The 21,285-nt window shown below is 56.1% G+C and carries 12 protein-coding genes; 4 read left to right on the top strand and 8 right to left on the bottom strand.

What is annotated here, in order from left to right:
- Nucleotides 1–42: 42 nt before the first annotated feature.
- The 4 genes from SH410x_RS15680 to SH410x_RS15665 all read right to left on the bottom strand — a co-directional run bounded on the left by SH410x_RS15680 (nt 43) and on the right by SH410x_RS15665 (nt 5,432).
- Nucleotides 43–561, bottom strand: a complete 519-nt coding sequence (locus tag SH410x_RS15680; RefSeq protein WP_473668681.1) for a 3-hydroxyacyl-ACP dehydratase FabZ family protein — start codon at nt 559–561, stop codon at nt 43–45.
- A 212-nt stretch (nt 562–773) separates the two neighbouring features.
- On the bottom strand, nt 774–1,916 hold the full coding sequence (locus tag SH410x_RS15675) for a c-type cytochrome (RefSeq protein ID WP_473668679.1): 1,143 nt from the start codon (nt 1,914–1,916) through the stop codon (nt 774–776).
- A gap of 136 nt (nt 1,917–2,052) precedes the next feature.
- A complete protein-coding gene (locus tag SH410x_RS15670; RefSeq protein ID WP_473668677.1) occupies nt 2,053–4,446 on the bottom strand; it encodes a PVC-type heme-binding CxxCH protein in 2,394 nt (797 codons plus the stop codon).
- Between the two features lie 53 nt (nt 4,447–4,499).
- Complete coding sequence (locus SH410x_RS15665) at nt 4,500–5,432, bottom strand: ThuA domain-containing protein (protein WP_473668675.1); 933 nt, start codon at nt 5,430–5,432, stop codon at nt 4,500–4,502.
- Nucleotides 5,433–5,841: 409 nt separating this feature from the next.
- Between SH410x_RS15665 and SH410x_RS15660 the strand changes: the two genes are divergently transcribed.
- Nucleotides 5,842–6,789, top strand: coding sequence for a DUF1571 domain-containing protein (locus tag SH410x_RS15660; protein ID WP_473668673.1), 948 nt, complete (start codon nt 5,842–5,844; stop codon nt 6,787–6,789).
- Between the two features lie 176 nt (nt 6,790–6,965).
- On the opposite strand, the gene SH410x_RS15655 is transcribed toward SH410x_RS15660, so the two are convergent.
- Nucleotides 6,966–8,078, bottom strand: a complete 1,113-nt coding sequence (locus SH410x_RS15655) for a Gfo/Idh/MocA family protein (RefSeq protein ID WP_473668671.1) — start codon at nt 8,076–8,078, stop codon at nt 6,966–6,968.
- A 46-nt stretch (nt 8,079–8,124) separates the two neighbouring features.
- Nucleotides 8,125–10,026: a carbon starvation CstA family protein gene (locus SH410x_RS15650; RefSeq protein WP_473668669.1), complete on the bottom strand. Its 1,902-nt coding sequence runs from the start codon at nt 10,024–10,026 to the stop codon at nt 8,125–8,127.
- A gap of 603 nt (nt 10,027–10,629) precedes the next feature.
- Here SH410x_RS15650 and SH410x_RS15645 point away from each other — a divergent pair.
- Both SH410x_RS15645 and SH410x_RS15640 read left to right on the top strand, forming a co-directional pair.
- Nucleotides 10,630–12,147: an alkaline phosphatase D family protein gene (locus SH410x_RS15645; RefSeq protein WP_473668667.1), complete on the top strand. Its 1,518-nt coding sequence runs from the start codon at nt 10,630–10,632 to the stop codon at nt 12,145–12,147.
- 523 nt (nt 12,148–12,670) lie between these two features.
- Nucleotides 12,671–14,068: a DUF1254 domain-containing protein gene (locus tag SH410x_RS15640; protein ID WP_473668665.1), complete on the top strand. Its 1,398-nt coding sequence runs from the start codon at nt 12,671–12,673 to the stop codon at nt 14,066–14,068.
- Nucleotides 14,069–14,749: 681 nt separating this feature from the next.
- On the opposite strand, the gene SH410x_RS15635 is transcribed toward SH410x_RS15640, so the two are convergent.
- Nucleotides 14,750–15,400 (bottom strand): peroxiredoxin-like family protein, encoded by a 651-nt coding sequence (locus SH410x_RS15635; RefSeq protein WP_473668663.1) that lies wholly within the window; start codon nt 15,398–15,400, stop codon nt 14,750–14,752.
- A gap of 193 nt (nt 15,401–15,593) precedes the next feature.
- A complete protein-coding gene (locus SH410x_RS15630) occupies nt 15,594–16,604 on the bottom strand; it encodes a hypothetical protein (RefSeq protein WP_473668661.1) in 1,011 nt (336 codons plus the stop codon).
- A 1,828-nt stretch (nt 16,605–18,432) separates the two neighbouring features.
- Here SH410x_RS15630 and SH410x_RS15625 point away from each other — a divergent pair.
- A complete protein-coding gene (locus SH410x_RS15625) occupies nt 18,433–20,418 on the top strand; it encodes an acyltransferase family protein (RefSeq protein WP_473668659.1) in 1,986 nt (661 codons plus the stop codon).
- Nucleotides 20,419–21,285 lie beyond the last annotated feature (867 nt).

Genomic DNA, 21,285 nt, shown 5'->3' with positions numbered 1-21,285 from the left:
AACCCAGGAAATCGAAAGCTGCTGGCGTTGAATCGGGACCACTCACGACGCATTGCCCCCGGTACCTGCCGCAGTGTCACGAGGGTTGGTGATGCTGCAGGCAAATTCCAAACGCGTCGTGGTTTTTCCGTTGAGCAGCATTTTGCCCGTCAAGAAGTATGCGTTTGAAAGTCGCTCCTTCAGCGTGATATGTATGTCGACGGTATCCCCAGGCCGAACCATATTCTTGAACTTCACACTATCCATCCGTGTGGCCACCGGCACAAACTCGCCGACGTCCGGAGTTTGCTCGCTCAGCAGGATCGCACCCGCCTGCAAACAGCATTCGCACTGGATCACCCCAGGCACGAGTGGATAGCCGGGGAAATGTCCCTGCACAAAATAATCGTCCGCCGAAAAGGTCTTCCGCGCGTGGATGGTCGTCGACGTCAGCTCGACAATTTGATCGAGCAGTAGCATCGGTGCGCGATGCGGAATCATCCGCTCGATCTCCGCGACGCCTAGCGGGAAGCTCGGCGTGGTGCGGGGAGTGGAATCGGGTGGGAGCGGAGCAGCAGTCATGGAATCGATAGCGTGCGGGCAAGAAAAATGCGGACAACATATCAGACGCCAAAAGCAGGGTTGTCGTCAAGCAGGTTGCCGTAGCCGTCCGGATCGGTCAAGCATGTCCGACTCAACGCGGCTCGAATTGGAGCCGTGGATCGCCCCGAGATCGATCGATGGGACCCACTCAGCGCGATCGCTCCTCCCGATCGCAGAGCAAATAGTGACTCTCAATTCGTCTTCCGTAGGCTCATTAGGTATTCGACCAGATCGACGAGTTGCTCGACCGTCATTAATCGCTGGAGATCTTGCGGCATCATGGATTGGGACTTCTTCTCGAAGAGTTCTACTTCGTCGCGATCAACCGTACGATCAATCCCCTCGTTCGTCCGCAGCGTGATTTCCGCATCCGTTTGGCTGATCAGCAGTCCCGTCACCGCAGTGCCATCTTCGGTGAGCAGCACATAGGTTTCGAAGTTGTGACTGACTGCGGCACTGGGGTCGAGAATCGCGACCAGCATCGCTTCGCGTGAGAGTTTGCTGCCGATTTCAGAAAGGTCAGGACCGACGGCTTTTCCTTCCCCACCGAGCGTGTGGCACTGGATGCAGGTACCCTGCTGCCGAAACACACGCGCGCCCGCCAACCGATCGCCGCTGCGGTTCGCTAACTCGGCGACGGGGGGCAAGGGGTGACTGTCAGCGGTCTCGGGGAGGGTCAGATATTTGCTCGCTTCGCTCGCGATCGAATCGTTGTCCGAAGACAGCAACACGTTGGCAGCAGCGAATTTCAGATCATCGGGAATCGCGAACTTCTTGACGAGGTCAAGAATCTGTGTTTGGCCGTTGGTGTGGCTGCCCAACGCCGTTACCGCGGCGATACGGCGATCCATCGTGAGCGTTTCGGATGTCACGATCGGCAGCAGTATTTCGGCAGCCTGGACGCCACCGCTGCGACCAATCAAAGCAATCGCGTTGAGTGCCTGTTCCGGTTCTTCCGCTTGGGATACTTCCAACAATCGAGTCTGTTGATCCATTGCGAACAACAACTCGGCAGCCCGTACTCCGGAGGTTTGGTCGGCGTGGTCGAGGCTGAACGCGGCCAAGTCCGGAGCGATTTCGACAGGCTTGAATCGCTCAATCAGATCGAACGATTGCGTGGTCCCTGGGCGAGCGCGGAGATATCGAAGCACAGCGGCTTTGGCCGGTGCCGAGGATTCGAGGTTGAAGCTCTTCAGACGCAGCACTGTTTCGACAACGAGCTTGTCTTTGGCCGCCAGCGGTGCTGCCTCTTCTGCGGCGGTAGCGAGACCGCTGGTGAATAGGGCGAGCAGGGCGAGCAGGGCGACGAAATGAATCGAATTTCGAGAGTGCATGGAACGTGATTGAGGTGGTGTAAAAAATTCAGTCCCCGCCCTCGCCTCTCCACCGCGGTTGAGTGGGGAGGGGGCGAGACGAGAATGTGACAGATTTGGCTGGACCGGGGGACGTGGCGTGTGGCCGATGCCCCGCTCATAGTCCAAGCAGGGCTTGGAGTGCGGCCTCTTTGGCCGGTCCCTCGTGGAAATCAAAGGCCCGCATGTAGTGGTCCTGCTGAGCGGCGGGCGTTGCCGGATCTTGCAAGATTTTGACGAGATAGCCCGCTGCGTTGGCTGCGCGACTGCGCCACACAATTTCGCGTCCGGCTGGCGTGTTCCAGTCGTCACCGACCGCTGCGATCCAGGCGTCAAAGAATTCATCATCATGACCGTGGCCTGCGCCGATGCCGAGAGCTTCGAGATACCAGCGGTCTTTCCCATCGTATTGCATCGCGAGCGTTGCCCAGATCTTCGCCGCTTGCGGTGAGTCGCTGTTTCGCAATGCGATGGCGAGTTCCCGGCGTACCGCGGGCGATGAATCCTTCTCGACTGAGGCGGCATACTCGTTGACGTCGATGCCCAGTTGGCGTGCCAAGCGAATTCCCACGATGCGAATGTTTTCGTCGTCATCGGCAATCGCTTCGTGGACGGTCTTCCGTCCGCGTCCCTCGATCTTGCCCAATAACCATAGGGCTCGGGCGCGATAGATGGGATTGTCAGAACCTGTGAGTTTTTGCAGTTCGCTCTCAGCGTCCTGTCCCATGGCGTGGAGCGACTGCCATGCAATCGCTCGTGTCGCGTCGTTGGGGTTTTGGAGCGCCTCGACCGCCCCGCCAGCGGATTTGAAGTCATATTTTGGAACCGGGTAGTCCACGGTTCCCGAGGCGGGAGTGATGCGAAACAAACGTCCGCGATCCACGTCACCCATGCCATGTCCGCCAACGCCTGGATCGTACCAATCGGCGATCACGAGTGAACCATCCGGAGCAACTTTCACGTCCGAGGGACGGAACCATTTATCTTGCGTGCCCGTCAACAGGTCGCGAATCTTCGCCGTGTAACCCGCCCCATCGCTCGACAGCAGGTAGGCGCGGCAAACGTTCGGGCCTGCGTCGCAGTGAATCAAATCGCCCCGAAACATCGGTAACAGATCCCCTTCATACACCGTGATGCCGGTGGGCGATCCCGCACCGGTATGCAGCAAACTCGGCACAACACCGGGGTCATTGCTGTGCCAATGCCGCTCGGCAATTTCGTCGCTCATGCCGGTCCGCGGCGATTGCCAGCCCGCCCCCGTCAGCTCGTCTTTATAGCCATAGTTGCCAAACTCCATCACATAGTTGATGCGGCAACCGCGATTGCCGTCGTCATCGTTGTCCGACTGCCATATCGTTCCGTAGGAGTCGACCGTGACCATCCAGTTGTTGCGAAAGTTCCACGCCAGCGTTTCGAATTCGCTGCCGTCGGGATTGCAACGGAACACCATCCCGTCCTGGTAGGGTTGCCGCCGGTCATCAACCACATTGCCGGCTTTGTCGACAATCGGATTGCCCTGCGTGTCTTTGATCTGACGGCCTGCGTTGCCAAAATTAAAATAGAGCTTTCCGTCGGGGCCAAAGAAGAATGCGTGAATGCCATGATCATGCTGGCTACCCGAGATGCCACTGAACAAGACGTGTTGCTCGTCAGGTCGATCGTCACCGTCATGATCGGTAAAGACCTGTACCTTGTCTCCGGCGGACACAATGACTTGGTTTCCCAGCACACAAACACCATGCGGCGAATTGATGTCGTTGCCTTGGTAGAAGACTTTCTCGTTGTCGCAGAGTCCGTCGCCGTCCGTGTCTTCAAGGATCAGGATGCGGTCGCCTTCGACTCGCTCACCATTGTGGCTGCGGTAGTTCACGATTTCGCAGACCCACACTCGCCCGCGGTGATCGATGTCGATGTTCGAAGGGCTGCGGAGTTGTGGTTCGGCGGCGAACAGACTCGCGGTCAATCCCGCCCCGACGTCCAGCCCCGCCAGGGCATCGGCGGGTTCATGCGAGCCTGACCCGGGCAACTCGGGCGGTGCCGAGGTGTAGACGAGGAACTGAACGCTGGCATCGTTCCCACAGCCACCTTGATCGCTACCGCCGTTGTCCAAACCGGCACGCGCCCGGAAACGGTCGTACCCAGCGGGGATTTCATAGGCGATGATCGAGTTGGCGTGGGTGCCGATACCGTATGGCACCGCTTCGCCATTGATTCGCAGCGGCATGCCGCCGGAATTTTGATTCATGCGGGGCTCGCCATACCCGGCAACCGCTGACTTCCACTTCAGGTCCGTCAGCCGCTTTTCACCTTGGGCACCGACCAATCGAGGCATTGCCCAGTCGGCCCAATCGCACGAGTAGCCGTTCCCTCCGTCATTGACGACCAAGTACAGCTCCTTGGCACCACCCAAAGCGACATCGATGTCGACAGCGTGACCACCGGATTGCTTCGTGATCACTTCGCTTTGGAAGATTGGTTTGGCTCGCTCCGCATCGGCGCGATTCGCGTTCACTCGCGAGACCGACTGTTTGATTTGCGGCCCGGGCTTACTCGCTGCTGCCTTCTCTAGCCTTTTTTTTTTGGCTTGGGCTCGTCCTGATTCGCTTCCAGTTCTGCTTCGGTCGGATTCGCTGTGCTGACCCCCTCGTCGGGGACTTCACCGTGCGCGGTCCAGACAATTGCATTGAGCATGACTTTGCGGAAGTTTTCATCGGCCCAATTCCAATGGAAGTGGCCGCCGGTGAATCCGAATCCCCGACCACCACCATCCCGCTCGGCCGCCCACGCCATGTGTTGAATCTTGCCTTCGGAGACCGCTTTGCGAACCGCCGCATTTCCGCTGTGTGGGCCGTCGGGCCGGCGCATCGTGGATTCTGGTGGATGGGCGGACAGAATCGGAGTGACACCCTCCATCTTGTCTCGGAATCGCATGTGGAAATACCACTCGTCGTTGATTTCAAAGGGTTTGACTCCACGACTGATCGGGTGATCCGGGAAACTCTCAAACTTCGCTTCCCAGTGTGGGTTGACCGACCAGTCCGCTTCGAAATAGCCACCGATCCAGTCTAAAAAGGCGTCGCCTGTCTTTCCCTTGGGCGTCTCGACACCGTAGTGGATGCATACCAAGCCAACTCCGTCTTTCATCAGACCATCGACTTCATCGATATGTTGGTTGAGCAGATGGCGTTCCCCCCCATCACAATAGACCACGACGGAATCGGCATCCTTTAACGCCTCGACCCCGTTTGTGGGCCAGCTCTCTTTGACGACCTCGACTTCGTAGCCAGGATTCGCCTCCTGCAGAGCCTCGGCGAGCAGTCGACAGCCCGCATAGTGCTCGTGGGCGCCATATCCGTGAGACGGAGGACCCGCCAGGAACACGATTTTCTTCGATGCGTTCGAATCGGCCGCAGAGGGGGCCGCTGCCCCGGCAGAACCAACAACCGGAACACCGACCGGCAACAGGAGAAGCAAGCAGAATAAACGGGAAAAACGCATGTATCGACGCCCTGTCAATTTGAATGGAAGTGCTCGTCGAGCGGGCAATGTCTGCCGGGCAGACGTCGGACCGATCGCATGGAGGTGGGAACGTGGGGTGAGATTGCGGATTATAACCCATGCCCAGACTCCTTTGGTGCGTTGCCAACAGATTTATTCGCCATCGTCCGATGGCGAGCTTCGCATTGCTTCGCATGGCGTGGCGCTGCTATCGTCCGCAAAATGGTATCTCGATTGCACACCTCAATGAACCAGACTATGGAGACTCATACGTGGACTCCTGTTCCATTCTCTTCCAAGCTGGCTTGACCCAATGACGTTTACGAATCTTGTGAGCAAAAAGAGCTCTGGTAATCTGTCTGATCGTCTGTACAGACTATACGCGAGTGCGCTATTCGTACTCGTCGTCATGTATCCAGTACTCGGATCGGCCGACGAACCCACATTGAACGACGCCGCCGGAAGCGCGGCCGCATCGGTGAACACGTCCGAACCGGCCGCAGCCGAGTCCAGCGAGGATCTCACTGATGCGGAAGCCGATGACGCATCCTCAATGCCCATTGATCTTATCGGCCCGGGTAGACGACCACCCGATTCACTGCAGCCCCTGATTGAGTTTGCACGGAAATCGTTGCTCCGATTTGAAAGCGAAATCGATGCCTACACCTGCTTGCTCGTCAAACGAGAAACACTCGAAGAAGGCCTCGAGCCCGCCCAATACATTCGGGTGAAGATCCGCGAACGACGCGTGGTCGATGATCGCGTGATCCAGCCGCAGAGTCTCTACGCGAAATTCCTGAAACCCAGCGATGTGGTGGGCCGAGAGGTGCTCTACGTCGAAAACCAACGCGACGGTGACCTCTTGGTGCGCCGCGGCGGGACGCGTTTGCCTAACCTGACGCTCGAACTGGACCCCGAGGGGCGTTTGGCGAAAAGCAAAAGCAACTATTCGATTTTGCAAACCGGCATCCGTCCGATGCTCGAACAGATTCTCGATCGTATGGAGTCCCAGATCGATCCCGCGAATGTCAAGATCCGGTACTTTGCGGACGCGAAGGTCGATGGGCGTCCGTGTCAACATATCGAAGTTAGCCAGATCGAACACACACCGGACTCGAAGTTCCAGGTGGCGAAAGTCTACATCGACAACGAGCTCGAACTGCCGGTCTATTTTTCATCGTACTCGTGGTCAGACAAGCCAGACGATGAACCGGTTTTGCAAGAACAGTATGCGATCACTAAAATCGATCTCAACGCCAAGTTGACTGATCTGGATTTTGATCGCACCAACACTGCCTACCGATTCCGGCCGGAAGATGAAGACGGGCAGGAGGACTCGGTTAGCGACACGCCCTAACGGCGTGTTGATTTCTTGAGCCGAGTTGCGTGAGCGACCGGGCGGCTCGTGCTACCCGATGCCTTACGGCATTCGGCTCACGATTGCCGGTCGAACTTCGGCGAAATCAACAGCCTGCTAAGGCCAATCCACGATGGCTGGGGCGGCGAGAGGGCACACGTCGGGGCCGCTCTGGCTTAACCTTGGGTGAAGTCAGGCAACCGCACCAGTTCTCCACCCTTCATCGCGGACTCATGGGCGCAGATCCCTGTGCAGGTCCAGTTCGCGCTGGTGACCGCGTTGGGCCACGGATCGCGGTCTTCGACCAAGGCGCTGACGAATTCGTGGACCAGGTGGGGATGCGATCCGCCATGTCCGCCACCCTGAACAAACGACAGATGCTGATCATTGTGAATTTCGGCGGGAAGCGTAAAGCGGCGAATCGGCTCGGGTAGCAAGTGTGCGAAATCAGGGATTTCGATCTTCTCCGGAATCTCGTGCTCCGGTTTCTTCGCTGTGTGGATCACGTGCGGTTCGTTTTCAACCAGCGTCCATTCAAAACTCTTCTTCGTTCCATAAACGTCAAAACTTTCGCGGTACTGGCGTGCGACGTCGTAGAGGAACCGCCAAATATGTGCCGCCACATCACTGTTTTTCAGTTTGATATGGCAACTCTCGACCGCGAAAGGGCTGCCTGATTTTTTTGCAATCTCCTCGCGAACACGTCCCGAACCAAAACAGCTCACCGATTCGGCGAGTGAATTCATCAGTCCGAGACACGGGCTGACCACGTGCGTGGCATAGTGCATCGGGATCATCGCTTCCCAGTAACTCGGCCAACCGTCCATGTCCTGTGGATGTGAGGCCGCGAGATGCTGGATCTTGCCCAACTCCCCTTTCTCGTACATGTCTCGAATGAACAGGAACTCGCGGCTATAGACCACCGTTTCAGCCATCATGTATTTCAGTCCGGTCTCCTTGACCTTTTCGACGATCTGCCGGCACTCTTCGACCGTTGTCGCCATCGGCACCGTGCAGATGACATGCTTGCCCGCGTCGAGCGCCTGCAACGACATCCAGGCATGATCGGGAATCGGGCTGTTGATGTGCACGAAGTCCACATCGGGATCCGCCAGGACATCCTCGTAACGGGTGTACCGTTTCTCGATTCCAAACTGGTCCCCTGTTTCACGCAGTTGCTCTTCATTGCGACGGCAAATCGCGATGATGTTCGCATCGGGATGGTTTTGGTAGATCGGAATGAACTCAGAACCAAAACCGAGTCCAATCATGGCAACGTTAACAGTCATCTGGCTACTCAATCCTGCGTAGTGGGGAAGAATCTCTTGGCGAACTTTAACTTACCTGATTGTCTGCTGCAGGGGAGTCGGCAACGCCACGCCGCCACAGCACCACGCCCTCACCAACCATCCAAACTTGCAGACTCAGGATGACCAATCCAAATACAACCAAAACCCAATCGCGGGCGGGCCACCAATTTTCGATCAGGTCGAACGTCATCGCCCACGCTGGCATCAGTAGCATGGCGAACATCGGTATCGCAACCAATGCCACGCTGCGATTGCGACGGGCCAGATAGAATACAGCAACCATCAGCGCGAGTCCCGCCAGCAATTGATTGGTCGCGCCGAATAACGGCCACAAGATCAGCCCGCCCGTTCCCGGTGCATCGCCGGCGAAGATCGCGATCAACATGGCGATACCGACTCCGATGGCCGTCGCCACGTACTTGTTCGTGCCCGGTGTGAATCCAGCCGACTCGGATAATTCACTGATCACGTATCGCTGCAGACGCGTCGCGGTATCGAGTGTCGTCGCTGCAAAACACGCCACCATGACCGCCATGATCGCGACACCCATCTTTAATGGAATGCCAATCGCCGAGAGAAAGTTGGCACTCCCGTCGATGAACGCGGCCAGATTTTGGGACAAGCCTTGTTTTCGCCAGCCACCTGGTTCGGCGGTTGGCGCGTCGCCGGTCGCCCCGGCGGCGAGTGCAACCGCCGATGTGGTTTGACCGGTCTGGTAATAGGATCGCCACGCTGCCGATCCTTCTTGATCTGCCGACGCCGCGGCATCTGCTTCGAGATCCGGTGCCACGCGACTGACAACGGTTTGACCATCGACCAAGGTTCGCTCCAGACGGCCCATTCCCACGCCGGCACAGCACGCCAGAATCACGAGCACGGCCAACATGCCTTCGCCGAGCATCGATCCATAGCCGATCAACTGCGCGTCCGAAGCACTCTTGAGCTGCTTGCTGGTCGTGCCGCTGCTGACCAGACAGTGAAAACCGCTGCAGGCGCCGCACGCGATCGTGATGAACAGGAACGGGAACATCGGCGGTGCATCGCTGGGAATGTTGGTGGCGATTGCTGGTGCCGAGCGAATCAGGTCCGCTTGACCGACCCATGACGCCACCGCGAGCCCGGCGAGCAACAGCACAAGCGCCACGAGCAGTTGCAGCGAGTTGATGAAATCACGTGGTTGCAGGAGCAGCCACACCGGCAACACCGAGGCGATGAACGCGTACCCAAGCAGCAACGCCGTCCAAACCACAATGGGCGTGAGATAAACGCTGCCGGTGGGCAAGACATCCGTCAAATCAATGGGCCAGCGATACGCGCCGAGGTACACCGTCAAGTACAGCACGATCAAGCCCGCCAGGCAGGGCAGAATTAGATTTCGGCCCCGGCGGATCACCCCCCATCCGATCAGCACCGCCACCGGCATCGCGGCCCACACACTCAACACCGATTCGGGGTAGAGCTTGAAAATATTGGCGATCACCAAACCGAACACGGCCAGCACGATCGATAGCGCCATCATCAAGACAATCAGGAACAGAAACTTCGCGCGGGGCGAGATCAGATGCCCAGCCGCTTGCCCGATCGACTCGCCTCGATTGCGAATCGAAATAACGAGGGCGGCGAGATCGTGGACGCCCCCGACCAAAATCGAACCAAACACCACCCACAGTAAAGCCGGCAACCAGCCCCAAAATACGGCCAGGGCGGGCCCAACGATCGGTCCTGTGCCCGCGATGCTCGTAAAATGATGCCCAAACACCACGCTCCGATCCGTGGGCACAAAGTCGACGTCATCCCGATGCGTCACACTCGGCATGGCCTCGTCATCTCGCAAGTCAAACAGACGGTGCGCCAAGTATCGACCGTAAGTGTAATACGCGATCAAAAAGGCAATCACCGAAGCGACGGCGATAAAAAGAGTACTCATGAAAATGCGGCCGAGGGGAAGGCTGTGGACAACAACGAAAGTATCAACGCCGGATATCATAGCGGCTTCTTTTGCAGACGTGAGCCGCCTGCAGCCGTCTCATGCCGTCAACTTCCACGATTGATCGCAGCTCGGATTGAATTCGCTCTCAACGTGGGCATCACGACGCCCGAATGCATCGAAAACCGAAGGGGTGGTGGGAACGCACGCCGAATCGGCGGCTAACTTGGATCGCTGAGCGTTTGTTTCACCGTGACGCATGCTGCTGTGGTCGTCAACGCGATCATCACCATCGCTAGACGATTCGCAATCGCTAGACGATTCGCAATCGCTAGACGATTCGCAATCGCTAGACGATTCGCAATCGCTAGACGATTCGCAATCGCTAGACGATTCGCAAATTTCGGCTTGAGACCCACCCTCGACCGAGGCGTGGAATCAAGCGACTCGCTCCGGGGCAGCCCTTGCCGATGGCAACCCTTGCTGATGGCAACCCTTGCCGATGGCAACCCTTGCCGATGGCAGCGTTGCCGATCCTGCCGTCGACCTGTCATAATAAGACCGGCTCATGATTCGCCCCTCGTCCTGATTTTGGAGACCAACATGAAACGTCGTCTATTCCTGTTCGCGTCAGCGACCGTTCTGGCTCCCGTCCGACGCATTTTCGCAAAGGCCATTGAGCCGACATTCCAAGTCACGCTGCGGGAGGCGCATCAGGGGACCTTAGACGTCGATACACGACTGCTCGATAGCTACGGCGGGCCAGAAGAAAATCTACGGAAGTTCTATTTGGAAGCGCGCCATGTTTTTGAGACCAGCGAACGGGGCGATTTCACCGATTCGGAGATCGTTGCGTCCGCGCAGAAGAATGGGGTGCTGCTGATGGGCGGACCCATGCTCGGCGATTTGAGCGAAGACGGCGTTACCATTTGGATGAGGCCCGCGACCGATGTCCAGTTGTCGGTCACCGTTGCAGGAAAATCTTATTCCGCCCAACCCCATCGTCCCGGTGAAACGATTCGGGTTCAAATTGACGGATTGTTGGCCAACACCAATTACGACTACGCGGTAGAGGCGGAGGGACGCACGATCGCGTCGGGCAAATTTAAAACGGCGCCGTCGGACAACGCTCAGGGCTCCTTTCGGCTTGCCTTCGGATCATGCTGCCACAAAATCGGCGTTCACAATCCAAATTTGTTCCAAGCAATTGCCAATCGTCAACCGCATGCAATGCTGTTGCTCGGTGACATCGCAGTCGATGATCGCAACGACCAGGTCGCCATGCACCGCGCCGACTATCAACTGCGAGACGTTTCGAAACCGTGGCGCGACTTTGTCGCCCACGTGCCGGTCTTCACTTCGTGGGATGATCACGACTACTTTGACAACGACCTGAGTGGTATTCCCCGGAAGTTCACTTCGCAAGATCGTGAGAACGTCAGGAAGGTCTGGCACGAAAACTGGAATAATCCACCCGCGGACGATAGCCGCGAAGGTATCTATTTCAATGCACGCATTGGCCCGGTCGAAGTGATCATGCTCGACACTCGCTCATGTCGCGATGGTCGGCAACGTGGTCAATACGGCTCCTATCTCGGCCAGCCTCAGATGGACTGGCTAAAAGAAACGCTGAAGAATTCAACCGCGAAGTTCAAAGTGATTAGTAGTGGGACGATGTGGAGCGACTACGTCAGCAACGCGAAAGACTCCTGGGGGATCTGGGACCGCGAGGCCCGTGAGGAAATCTTCAGCCTGATCGAGGAGGAATCGATCGGTGGTGTTCTGTTGGTCAGTGGTGATCGTCATGGCGCACGCGGGTTTCGGATTCCGAGACCATCCGATTTCGCGTTCTATGAGTTCGAACCTGCTACGCTCGGTGGCGTGTCGGGGCCGTCCGGCTTGGTCAAAAATTGTCCGGAGCAACTCTTTGGATACAGTGGCAGTGACGACCAGGGAAACCGATTCGTAGCATTCGGCGAGTTCACCTTTGACGTGTCTGGCGAAGAAGCCTCCGTCACATTCCGACTGATCACTCCCTCCGGCGACATTCTCGAAGAGGTTGAACTCTCCCTCTCTGAACTCACTCCTGTCGCTTCGGTTGAGACCAGCACCCTGCAATGAAATTCGATTGCCGAAAGTGCTCGCTGGCATCCGGTTCCCGCGGGAGGTGAACCGGTTGCGACTGGAACAGGGTTCGGGACAGAGGCAGTCGATTTCGGCCCCAATGTGTCCATGGCTGTACGCCGCTACTCGTCGCCGCCATTGCGCACGGTTCACCCACACCGCGGTTCAAGACATCCCCGGTAACAACAAACCGACATCGTGTCGCTGACGCGGCGGCCAGAATGGGCACGTACCCGCTACATGAGTGTCCGGGGGCTTCTGACGCACGTTTGCCTGTTCGTAGGAGGTGACTTCGGCTAAATTGGTGGTATATCGAACTCAGTCCTGTCTTCGCGACCTCTAATCGGGCAATCACCTCTGCTTTCACGTTGTTAGCGGTCGGTGGTCTAATCTCGTTCGATCTGACTGGAACGGATGGCTCCGATATTGAACACCAGACCAGGCGATGCATGCCATCGATCAGAGGTCCAACGGAGTCACAAATCACCCTGCCGCACAATCATCAGCAGAGACTTATCCGATGAAAATACTGAGAATCCCCCACCTACTTGTAGCGGTCGCTACGCTGGTCTTGTGCTCGCCGGGTTCGGCGGAAGAACCAACACCCGACGAAGTTCGCGCCATTGCCAAGGAGGCCTATGTCTACGGCTATCCGCTGGTAGACAGCTACCGAATTCAATACGCCTACTTCGTGGACACGAGCGACAAGTCGTTCAAGGCCCCTTGGAACTTTCTCAAAAACATACCTAACGTCTATACCCCGGCGGATACCGCGGTCCAGACGCCGAACTCGGATACGCCGTATTCTTGGGCGGGCCTCGACCTGCGGGCCGAACCGGTGGTGATCACCGTACCGGAGATCGAGAAGAGCCGCTATTACAGCATCCAGTTGATTGACGCCTACACCTTCAACTTCGCTTACGCCGGCAGTCGCACCACCGGCAATGACGCGGGTAGCTTCCTGATCGCCGGGCCGGGCTGGAAAGGCGAAAAGCCGGAGGGCATTGAGGAGGTAATTCAGTCCGAGACGGAATTCAACATTGCTGTCTTCCGCACGCAATTGTTCAATCCCGCCGACATCAAGAATGTCATCAAAATCCAGGATCAATACAGAGTCCAACCACTATCGGAGTTCCTCAGCACACCCGCTCCGGACGTCGTGCCGGCCGTCGATTGGGTCAAGCCGCTTACCAAGGAACAGCAGAAAACCTCGCTTGAGTTCTTCAATGTCATGAACTTTGTGCTGGGCTATTGCCCCGTCGACTCGAGTGAAGTGGAGCTGCGCAAGCGGTTCGCCAAAATCGGTATCGTGGGCGGCAAGACTTTCGATCCAACCAAACTTTCGCCCGCAATGAACGCCGCCATCGAACAAGGTCGGAGCGAAGCGTGGGAAGAGTTTGCCGGAGCAGCCAAAGAGCTTGAGGAAGGAAAGATCACCTCGGGGGAATGCTTTGGCACTCGCGAATTTATGAAGAACAACTACCTGTACCGTTGGTTGGCGACGATTGGCATCTACGGTAACTCGGAACAGGAGGCGATGTATCCGGTGTACCAAGTGGATTCCGCCGGGGAGATGCTCCATGGCGCCAATCGCTACACGCTGCGGTTCGCACCTGAGGAGTTCCCGCCCGTCAACGCTTTCTGGTCGCTGACGATGTATGAGCTTCCGGAAAGCCTGCTGGTGGCTAATCCCATCAACCGCTATCTCATTAACTCGCCGATGCTGCCGGAGCTAAAGCAGGATGCCGACGGCGGACTGACAATCTACATCCAGAACCAGTCGCCGGGTGAGGAGCTCGAATCGAACTGGCTGCCTGCCCCGAGAGGGCCTTTCGCGATGTATATGCGACTCTACTGGCCGAAAGAAGCCGCTCTGGATGGCTCTTGGAAGGCTCCCCCACTCACCTTGGTGAAGTGATAGCGCGATCCGCTCAACCGTTCCATTAACGAGATTTAGGAGATTTAGGGACAGAGCATTTAGGGACAGAGCATTTCCTCAGTGCCCCGTGTCGTCGAGAGGAATTCAACGCAGAGTCGGGGAGCCGCAAGGACGCAGAGAAAACTGATTACCGCCTCTGCCCCTCCCTCTTCTCTGCGTCTCCCCGCCTCTCGCGTCTCTGCGTCATTTTCTTCAGCAACACCGATAGTCGAAATCCCCGCCTAGAGTTCGCCGGACCACAAATCTCAATGCCCCGAGTCGTTGAGAGGAATTCAACGCAGAGTCGGGGAGCCGCAAGGACACAGAGAAAGCCGATCGCGACAATGCCCAAGCCAGCACATGCGGCGAAGATGATGGCGATCGTTTTACCAGTGGTCATATGATTCGATATTTCGGGTCAGTGGGATGACGCAATGGCCAGTGCCGTCCGTCGGCGGAAACCAGGCAACCACTTGCGAAAACTCTCCACCGCCATTCCGTGTGCGGCACGCCTCACGTGGGCGTCGGCTTGTGGGAGCAGAGTCCCCTGAACCTTGTTCCGGCCTCGTGTCCTAATACAGTATAGCAACTGCACTCCATCAGAATGAGAGTACGAGGGGAGGGCTTTACGGTGGAAAGTGCTTCTCGTCCAAGAGTACCTCTAACTAAATAGTTCCGTCATCACTTTAGACTGCGAAGCGCATCGATGACGTTGTCGGGTTCAGCACGATGGCGATAGTCGATGTTGACGTATCGCCATGCCACGATGCCATCAGGTGAAACGACGAAAGTCGCTGGGATCGGTAGCACGGAGCCATTGCCATCATTGATCTCGGTCAAGTCAAGACCGCGGTCGTTGCGCATGTGGTTGAGAATCGGTTCGGGGACCTCCCAAGCGACTCCATACTGCGCGGCGACCAGAGCGTCTTGGTCGGAAAGCACTGAGAATTTGAGTTCCGCCTTCTCGATCAACGACAGTGATCCGTCGGGAACCTCAGGACTCACCGCAACCAGTTGGCCGCCCAGCTTTTCGATGTCAGCCAATCGGTCCTGCATCGCGCGGAGTTGCAGGTTGCAGTAAGGACACCAACTGCCACGATAGAACATGATCACCACGGGGCCGCCCCTGAGCAAAGCCGCTAATTCGATCGCTTCACCTTTGGCATTCGGCAGAACAAATCCTGGAGCGAGCTGCCCCACTGCAATCGCATCTTTGCCTTCACCAAAATCACGGGCTCGGGCCAACAGGGACTCGATCAGGTTCGCAAAATCAGGGTTCACTTCCTGCAGCTTCGCGAACTGCGAATTCGTTTGATCTCGTAAAGTTGTCATGGAATACCTGGGGTGACGACGCCGCAACGTAGAAACGTTCGGCGGCCTGGGGTGGGTGGTTAATCTGTCGATCACTTCCAACGGCGGGACGTTCCGCCGCTGGCGATCCGGAAGAGAACAAGTCTTCGGTAGGCCTGGTCGCGGTTCACGGGCGAGCTTGGTGTCGTTTGTCGGTAGCGACCGATCGCCTCATTCAGTCCCGCGGCTTGCCAACGGTGGTTCGCATCAATACGAGATTGTCATGCACCAGACTCGATGACCAAATGAACTTCGCATCCGCTTTCGGATCGTCGAACAGGTCGGTGAAGTTCGTGTACGCCGGTTTGTTGTCGACGCCAACATAATCGTTGGTGAACGTTTTTGCGTTGGGCCAATCGCGATCGTCGAAATCGGCGGAGGCCCAGTTTTCGGGAATCCGCCAATGGGCAGCAAAGAAAGCAGTGCCGTCTGCCACATCATCCGTGCTGCACTGGGAACTGTCCCGAATGGCACCGTTGAGTATCAGGCATTCCTTCGTCTGAAGGGGAGCCGTGTAAAACGTTTGTGCTTTCCAGCTCGAATCGGTGACGGAAACGGTTTTGCCTGCTGCGTCCTTGATAACCGCTACCAATCCGGCATCCCCTTGGTGAAAAGAAGCGCCACGAAACTTTTCAAAACCCAGCCCCAGACGTTCCTCCCAGTCGACGCCCATGATCGCAACGGTGAACGGTCGCTGTGTCTTGAAACGAATAATGGCACTGTTAAATGGTGTCATCGGAACCGCATCGACCGCTAACAGTTTGCCGTTTACGGAAAACTCGAAATAGTTGTCGCCAAAGACGTAAGCCGTGAATATCTCGTCGCCGCCGATGTCGATCACCGGAATCGCTGCAAGATCAACGTCGGTAATCCCGTCTGGCTCAAATCCATTGGCTTCGTTGTACAGGTCTGCCGCTTGGGTGGCCGACTGGAAATGCGTCTTGGCAGGCACGGTCCATTCATCGCCATTCGCCGATTTGATCGTCCCGACATTTGCCGTGCGTGGATTGTTTCCCGCCCATTGGTAGAGCTTCGTGATATTCGTTTGTGCTTCACCTTGGGTAAACGAAGGTTGCTGGTCTGTCTTCACATTTGCCTGTTGCTCGTCGGCCGCCGAATGGACTGCCACGCAGATGGCGAGCAGCGTGACGGTCGAAGTGAGAACGCAAATTCGATGGTGGTTCATGGTTTCTCCGAGTTGACGACAGGGAATCAGAGGGACAGAGCATATTCTCGTGGAAATCGCCGCAAGAATCCAGCTCGGCGTTTCCGCTTCGATGGCGAAGTCAGAATTCTCCAACAAGTGCTGTGTCCCTCAGTTCTAGATGGGTGCCCCGTGTCGTAGTAAGGAATTCAACGCAGAGTCGGGGAGACGCAAGGACGCAGAGAAATCCGATCACCGCCTCTGCCCCCCGCTCTTCTCTGCGCCTCCCCGCCTCTCGCGCCTCTGCGTCATTTTCTTCAACACCGCACCAAGATCAGAGGGACCGGAATCAGGACGAAGCGAGAATCAGAGGGACAGCGAGAATCAGAGGGACAGAGAATCAGAGGGACAGAGCATATTCTCGTGAAAATCACCGCAAGCATCCAGCTCGGCGTATGCGCTTGGATGACGCAGCCAGAATTCTCCGACAAGTGCTGTGTCCTTCAGTGCTCATATTCGCTTTGCGATGTCATCTGTCGCCAGGCCGCATGCCTCGCGAAGTGTCAGCGAAACCTGTCGTTTCGGTTCCATGGCCGGGTGACAGCACGTGAAGATCAATCGCAGGCAGTCGTTTTCGATTTCGTGATAAGCTGTTGGAGTGGTTAGCCGCCTCAATCTCCACCAGTCGACACGTCAGTTCTTGTTGTAGCTCGCCCTGGCGTGTTCGACGATGCGAGAATCAGAGGGACAGAGCATATTCTCGTGGAAATCGCCGCAAGAATCCAGCTCGGCGTATCCGCTTCGATGACGCAGCCAGAATTCTCCGACAAGTGCTGTGTCCCTCAGTTCTAGATGGGTGGCCCGTGTCGTAGTAAGGAATTCAACGCAGAGTCGGGGAGACGCAAGGACGCAGAGAAATCCGATCACCGCCTCTGCCCCCCGCTCTTCTCTGCGCCTCCCCGCCTCTCGCGCCTCTGCGTCATTTTCTTCAACACCGCACCAAGATCAGAGGGACCGGAATCAGGACGAAGCGAGAATCAGAGGGACAGCGAGAATCAGAGGGACAGAGAATCAGAGGGACAGAGCATATTCTCGTGAAAATCACCGCAAGCATCCAGCTCGGCGTATGCGCTTGGATGACGCAGCCAGAATTCTCCGACAAGTGCTGTGTCCTTCAGTGCTCATATTCGCTTTGCGATGTCATCTGTCGCCAGGCCGCATGCCTCGCGAAGTGTCAGCGAAACCTGTCGTTTCGGTTCCATGGCCGGGTGACAGCACGTGAAGATCAATCGCAGGCAGTCGTTTTCGATTTCGTGATAAGCTGTTGGAGTGGTTAGCCGCCTCAATCTCCACCAGTCGACACGTCAGTTCTTGTTGTAGCTCGCCCTGGCGTGTTCGACGATGCAGCTTGTCCACTGCTCTAAGGCCGCGGCGAACGCTTCTTAGGTACCACGCCGCCTGAATGAAATTTCTGCAGCTACCGCAATGGCCTCATCGAGATTCTCAATTTCGACTACTAGCGATGTTTATCGAGGTACGCTTCGGTCACTCGGGATCGAGTACTCGATGAGCCACGCCGGATGTCGCTACGATACCGCCGTGATGGAACGACTCTTCTGGTTGCTAAAGCATGAGTGGACCAAGTTCGAAACCTGCGTCAATCGACAACATGCACAGCCGAGTCTGTTTGAATACATCGAGATGCTTGAAAACACCGTGTGTATCCATCAGGCTCTCGGCTACAAAACCCTCGGAGGAGCTCGAAGCTCTTTACCAAAGCAATCTAGCAAGCTAAAAAAGTGATTCCGGAATCCACCAGTCGTGGGCTGTTGCACACCCGCCTGTCTGTACTATCGAATCTTGCGCGTCCATGATTGACTTCAAATACCGTCCAGATATTGACGGACTTCGCGCGGTTTCAGTGACACTTGTCCTTCTGTTTCATGCAGGGCTTGGATTCACGGGTGGATACATTGGCGTGGACGTGTTTTTTGTCATTTCTGGGTTTCTGATTACCGGTTTGATTCTCAAAGAACAAGACGCCGGACAGTTCAGCCTCGCAAATTTTTGGGTGCGTCGAATACGCCGGATCATTCCCGCAGCGACGGTCATGGTAGTTTCAGTACTCGTTGCCGGATTTTTTCTTCTACTACCGGCTGACTATGCGGATCTCAGCAAGTCGACGATCGCTCAACAGCTGATGCTTTCCAATATCTATTTCTGGCGAAACACAGGGTACTTCGATGGTCCCGCTGATTTGAAGCCCCTTTTGCACACATGGTCGCTCGCCGTCGAAGAGCAGTTCTATCTAGGGTACCCATTTCTGCTGATGCTCCTTAACGGGCTTGGTCGCCGCATCTCCCTCCTTGTTCTTGGGCTACTCGCGCTTGGTTCAATATCGATAAGCCAATACGGCGTGGAACACCATCCGTCAGCAACCTTCTTTCTGTTGCCGACACGAGCGTGGGAGTTGCTTGTCGGAGGTCTGATCTGCTTTGTCCCCCCCCCAAATCGCCTCCGCCCGTGGCTATTGAGTCTTCTTAGCTGGCTTTCGCTTTGCGCCATTTTGGTTGCCGGATGGTTTTTTACACCAATAACGCCGTTTCCGGGACTGAACGCCTTGGTGCCGTGCGGCGCAGCCTTTCTGCTGATATATTGTAATTCGCTCCGGCTTTCTTTCCCCGCCGCTGTGTTAGCTTCAAAGCCGTTCGTCTTTGTCGGTCTACTCAGCTATTCGCTGTATCTCTGGCATTGGCCGATTTTGGCAATTTGGAGACGTTGGTTTGATGGTCCGGATCAGATCACCGGAGCAGCGCTGTTAGGAGTAAGTGTTTTTCTGGCGTATCTTTCTTGGCGATTCGTAGAGACTCCTTTTCGACTCAATAAGAGACTATTGCCACGACGCGTCTACTTTACGGGAGCTTTGGTCGTAACTGTACTGGTAGCTGGTTTATCGACATTCATTTACAAGAGTCGGGGACTACCAAGCAGATTTTCAGCTGAGACGTTGTTGATTGCCGACAGTAAGCTTCCTCGTAACGGGATATGCTCAATAGAAGGAGCTGAAAGAGGAGAGTTTCCAGCGGTCGGAGCAACGGGCACTGTAGAGCAGAGTGTGCTCTTTTGGGGTGATAGCCATCTTGGAAGTCTCGTTGACGTGATCGATCAAGCACTATTGAAGCAAGAAATCAATGGTGCTATTGCCGCCTGGGGCGGTTTTCCACCCTTGCTCGACGCTTGGTGCATTGGCAGACCCAAACAAGATATCGTTCGCTGGAATAGGGCCGTTTTCAAGTATGTTCAGGAAAACAACGTCGCTGACGTAGTCTTGGTTGCTAGATGGTCCATCTATATCGAAGGCCGATTAAACGGCGATAAGGACATGCTAATTGTCGATGCTGAGTCTGAAGTTGGCATGCCTGACTTCGCAGAAGCAGCGGTTGCCAGAAGTCTTAGACGAACTATTGAATCTCTGCAGAAAGCGGGGGTACGTGTTTGGGTGATGAAGCAGGTGCCATCGCAACCAAGCGATCTCATTAGCAAGCTAATCATAGCCAAGATGATTCAAGGAGGCGATTTCAGCGGAGCGTCTAGGGATTGGAACACTGACCGACACAATAAGGCGAATGCAATTATCGATGAACTCCGCGTGATAGGTCCAAGAGTAATTGACCCTTGGCCCTATTGCTTTGATGCGAACGGAAATTCCATTGTTTTTGACGGTTCGCGTTCCCTGTACCATGACGATAATCACTTATCTGCTCATGGCGCGACATACCTGCTCCGCGAGCTATTCGAAAAAGTTTGCTCGGAAATTAGTCAAGATCCTTATGGAGTAGACGGAGCGAGTTTGTAGTCTGTTTGGGTGGTGGTTGTCGATGTTGCGGGTACTGCGAGATAACGATCACCGACAATACTATGGGGCATATGTTTCTCTCATCGCTTGCTCGCATTTGCCGGTTCAGAGAGAACATGAGAGGGACATAGCACCTTGTCAAGAAGACCGCTGCAAGCATCAAACTAAGCTGGTCCGCTCCGATGGAAAAGTCAAAATTCTCGGGCAAGTAGTGCTGGTCCGACGGAAGGGTGCGCGGGAGTACAGTGGAAGGTTTTTACGGCATAGCTCCAGTATCCAATAGGTTTTCAACGAATCGTCCCTGGCGAACGAATGTTCGGCAGGGACTGGCAACACCATTGGCGTACCATCGACCGGGATATCCCTTGCCCAGCCCGCACCTCTGCAGAGCTTCGCTCCGTTTTTCCCGGCAGTCCCAGTCTAATTTCGCGGCAAGCAGCCTAACGCTGTCAATCCAGTCCCACCAATAAATCGTCGGACACTTCCGAGCACGCCTCGAAAACCTCCGACGCACGCTTTCGTCGGATGATCCGGAAGTAGTACGTCTGGGCGGTTTTTGCTAAATGAGTCGCCCCTGTGTCGTTTCAGATCGGTGAGTGGACGCATGCCGTCGAGAGGAATTCAACGCAGAGTCGGGGAAATACGAGGACGCAGAGAATGCCCATCACGGCCTCTTGCTGTCCCTCTTCTCTGCGTCTCCCCGCCTCTTGCGTCTCTGCGTCACTTCCTTCACCACCGCACCAAGATCAGGGAGTCGGAGGGACAGGAGTCGGACGGACAGAGCATATTCTCGTGAAAATCGCCGCAAGCATCCAGCTCGGCGTATCCGCTTCGATGACGCAGCGGGAATTCCCCAACAAGTGCTGT

The sequence above is a fragment of the Rhodopirellula sp. SH410 genome (genome assembly GCF_055811895.1).
The sequence above is the reverse complement of the archived record's forward strand: the minus strand, read 5'-3'. Positions and strand labels throughout refer to the sequence as shown.